Source organism: Gordonia sp. UBA7860 (genome assembly GCF_002500165.1).
Classification (GTDB): Bacteria; Actinomycetota; Actinomycetes; order Mycobacteriales; family Mycobacteriaceae; genus Gordonia; species Gordonia sputi.
The window spans coordinates 1-3,891 of the sequence record NZ_DLSO01000164.1 but is presented as its reverse complement, the minus strand read 5'-3'; the positions used below and the strand labels follow the sequence as shown (position 1 = coordinate 3,891).

Below are 3,891 nucleotides of genomic sequence, written 5' to 3'. Positions count from 1 at the left end.
ACATGCCCTCCTGTGTGTGTGTGGATGGAACCCTAGAGAAGTCCCATTCTGCCACTCAGACAGGGCATTTCGTTTATCCCTCACCGACCGATCACAAGCAAATCGGTGGATCGAGGCTAAGAGCCACCAGTTCACGACTGGATTCTGACATCCCACTCTGACGCAAGCTCAGTGGCTGCAAGCCCCTGCGCGTGGCCTGTCGAGACCACGGGACAGGGGTGTTGTGCGTGGGGCGTGACGCCGTCAGCTGCCTAGGTCGCGATCGACGCAAAGATCCATTGCAGGGTGAGCGATCCAAACCTAGATGTCTTACGAACATCCTGACCGAGCTCTCTTCCACGTCCACAAGCACGTGTGTTGACTGCAGATCGCGTACGATTCCAGGGCTAACCTCTGTGAAGAAAACGCTGCGACGGTAGGCAGCAGGGTTGATGCCGGTACGCGCTCGGACGGGTGTCAGAATCCGAGAGTGAACTGACAGACCGAACTGGCGAACCGCCAGGTCGCGGATCGCACTCCACCGGCCAGCGTCGATCATGCAGCAAAAAATAGCAATCGGGGGGCTGATGATCTGCACTAGAAGCCCCTTTCTGCTGCAGTGCGGGTCTGACCATGCCAGGCCACGGCCGTTGTTGCGGACATCCGAGGCCGCACCACCGGAGCTAGGGCCGTGTCACACTCTCTTGCAGGCAGCCAGATCCGTCGGTCCGCGGGGTCTGAACGAAGGGCGGCCGAACGAAGAGGAGAGGGACTATGGGGGGATGTAGGCGGCGAGTCACGGCACTGTTGGTATCACTGTTGGCCGCATCGGCCGTGCTAGCGGGCTGCGGAAGCGACAAGGATGGCAACGGAGATGTCGTGATCGACGCGTCAGTGACCGAGTCGTCCCCGATAACCATCGAAGTGGGCGGCCTTGAAGCTGAATTTTATTACGACGCCAGCTATGCACCTGGGCCTGTGTACCTTCCAATTCTATTCTACAAAGTGACGCCTGCTGGTCCAGATTCGGCAGCCTTTCGAGCCGACCTCGAAGTGAGACAGGATGAAAAACTAGTTGACGCATACTCGGCGGGGAATGGTGGTGCCGGTGGACCCGATTATTGGTACAAAAACGAGTTCCTGATTGACAAGGTCTCCGGTGTCTACTCGGTGGGATCGTTCAGGCCGCACAGTCTCCCGAACCCGGCCGACCCGTCGGAAACCGGTTACCTATTCAGTTCCACCGGTAAAGACTTCACCTTCATTCTGCGCAACATCGAAGTTGGCGGCCAGTCTTTCGAGCCTAAGAACGTCGTTCAGCTTCCTTCCACGGCCTCGCAGTCACCCAGTTTCGACATGTCAACCCCAGATGGTCGATTCAACAAGTCGGCCGCCGAGCAGGGGTGGCAGGCGCCGAACAGCTTCGTCAGCACGAGTTCAGACAACGAGTTCTACGTTTCCGACCCTTCACAGCAACCAGCGGCCTCGATGCGAAGTTTCATCAAGCAAGTCAACGAATGGGGGGACTCGGGGTACGCGACAACCTCGCCTACTCAGATATTCAAGCAATGGATGACAGACTGGAACCCTGAGATGCTGAAGGCGGGGATCGACGCTCTCGGCGATCCAGAGATCAAAGAAACCTATCAGCGGGTCAAGTCTGGCGACATCGAAGTTTGGTTCGGAAACGGAACCCATGTAGTGGGAACGGGACCGAACCAGATACCGCCCGGCACGTACCAATGCACCGCTCCGGATAGGGAGCTAATCTCGGACGGGTATTGGGAGAGGACCTCGGCTGGTGGCGACATCATCGAGAACAATTTCGTTACGTCGGCTCAAGAGGTAACCGTCACGATCGGAGCCGATGACGGGCAATTCACCAGCAATCGCATAGGAACGTGCCGGCCGGTGGAGTAGCTGAGACCGTAAGGGAGCTATGTAGGCTCAGTTTAACCTTGCGGGACCGGGCCCGGACCCATTGGCCGCGGCATCGAGCCGGTAGCTGGGATACTGCCACTCGAGCACGATCCAACCGGCGTCGTCGAACACGCTGACGAAACAGCGCTGAGCCTCGGCCTTGATGGCATCTAGCTGTGGGCTCCACACGCCGGGTGGGTTCTCAGGAACAGACAGATCGAAGGTCACTGACGGATTCGGATCAGATACCGCGGGCCAGTCTTTCGGATAGGCGCTCGGCTGGAACGATTGGAACCGATCGATGAGCCCATCTCGCATCAGCTTCTCCTCATCTCCCGGCGGGTAGCTCCACTCCGGCGGCAGCGGATACCCATCGTCGAGGATCCAGAGCATCATCAGACCATCGTCGCAGAGCAAAGCCACGCACCGCCTGCATGGGACGAGCGCGCTCGACAACGTCGCTGCGTTCGACCCGCAATTCCCGTTCACCCTCTTCACTGGTGACGAGTCAGGTTTGCACACAACAACATTCGCCGAACCCGATCGTTGGGGTTTGCGGAAGGTGCCAAACCCGAGGACAAGATACTCACGAGCGCATCCGGCGGGTGTCGTATTCACCCGCGGGTCAGCCGGGTAGCTGGATCACCACCGGGCCGACGCCGGGTACCACGACGGTGGTCTCGGTGGGGCCGCCCTCGTCACCGTTGGCGCGGCGGCCGTTGCTGACGTAGATCGTCACGGTGCTGCCGGGCATGACCCGACAATCAGCAAACGAGCGGTGGAAAGACCGCGCGTGAGCGCGGATGACAAATCGGGGCGCATTCCATGCTGCGGCAGTCAGTTACAGATTCCGATGCCGCAACCTTGAGGTAGACGCTCATGTGCATCGCGAGCTATTGCGCGAGTCGGCTACCGGATGGCGGTGGCGATGGGTTCTAGGAGGAACAGGCAGGAGCGTTCCTCGTAGCGGTCGACCTTTGCGGTGATGCGCAGGTTCGTTCCCACTCCGATTGTGTCCGGCACGGGACCGACCCAGTGCAGGTCGTTGATCGTGTTCTCATCGCGGAACTGGAAAGCCGGCCCAGGCGCCGATGTTTCGCTGTAGTCGCCCGCGTTGATGAGGATGTCGTATCGAGTCTTTGCGTCCCCGTGTGGTGCCATCGCGCCGACGCTGCCCGGGAACTGGATCGTCTGACCGCGGTGAGCGGAAGCGAACGCTGCGATGCGCGGTGAGCAGTAGTCAGTCAATCCGAGGACAGCCGCGAGCTCGGGACTGTTCTTCGGCGTAAGCACAGCCTCATCCGGTTTCGGCGATCGCGAAGGTGCCGCACGTGCCGTTTCCGTCTGCCTGCTCGTCGTAGCTGTCGTGTCACTCGGCGCAGCGTTCGCCGATTCTGCGGGAACAGCGTTCTTTTCGCTGACTACGCCAACGGCGATGATGATCGCGAGGACGAGCACCAGCACGCTGCCACCGATGATCCACAGCAGCCGTCGAGACTTCGACCGGGGACGGCGGAAGGTGATCTCTGTCTGCACCGTGCCGGGCGACTGGGAGACATACTCCCAGCCGTCTGCTTCCCACTTCTTGATGGTCCGCGGCTCCATCCCGCGGACCGCACGAACTGTCTTCGTCTCGTACGCAACTTCAGTGCCCGACGCCATGCCCACAGCTCCTTGTGCGATCCACATGCCGGGAAGGTGACCGGCCACGCTGAGCTTACCGAGCCCCGTGCACGGAGGTGGTCGACGCGCCTTACTGCCCGACCAACGGCGCGTCGCCGAGTCGCAGCTACCTGTCACTGGTATGTCTCGCGGCTATTAGGAAGTACTGCTCGACCGGACCGCCGGCCGATGCCTTGCGGCGTTGAAAGTCTTCCCGCCGTCCAACTCTTAACCGGCGGTGCGAGCGCTTATGTCACACGCCGAGGAGAACCACTCTCCCCCAACGTTTTTCAAGTGCCGATAACGAATATTATGTAAAGTAAAAGCTGT

Annotated in this window: 3 protein-coding genes and 1 pseudogene; 1 reads left to right on the top strand and 3 read right to left on the bottom strand. The window is 60.1% G+C overall.

Annotated elements, in window-relative coordinates; genetic code table 11:
- Positions 1-858 precede the first annotated feature (858 nt).
- Positions 859-1,899: a hypothetical protein gene (locus B3T59_RS20290; RefSeq protein ID WP_287004977.1), complete on the top strand. Its 1,041-nt coding sequence runs from the start codon at positions 859-861 to the stop codon at positions 1,897-1,899.
- A 27-nt stretch (positions 1,900-1,926) separates the two neighbouring features.
- Here the strand turns inward: B3T59_RS20290 and B3T59_RS20285 are convergent, their stop codons facing one another.
- From B3T59_RS20285 to B3T59_RS20275, 3 genes and pseudogenes are all read right to left on the bottom strand, one after another.
- Positions 1,927-2,292 (bottom strand): DUF2716 domain-containing protein, encoded by a 366-nt coding sequence (locus tag B3T59_RS20285; protein ID WP_287004976.1) that lies wholly within the window; start codon positions 2,290-2,292, stop codon positions 1,927-1,929.
- A 232-nt stretch (positions 2,293-2,524) separates the two neighbouring features.
- Positions 2,525-2,653: pseudogene (locus B3T59_RS20280) on the bottom strand (hypothetical protein); the annotation flags it as partial.
- Between the two features lie 155 nt (positions 2,654-2,808).
- Positions 2,809-3,561, bottom strand: a complete 753-nt coding sequence (locus B3T59_RS20275) for a DUF4839 domain-containing protein (RefSeq protein WP_287004975.1) — start codon at positions 3,559-3,561, stop codon at positions 2,809-2,811.
- Positions 3,562-3,891 lie beyond the last annotated feature (330 nt).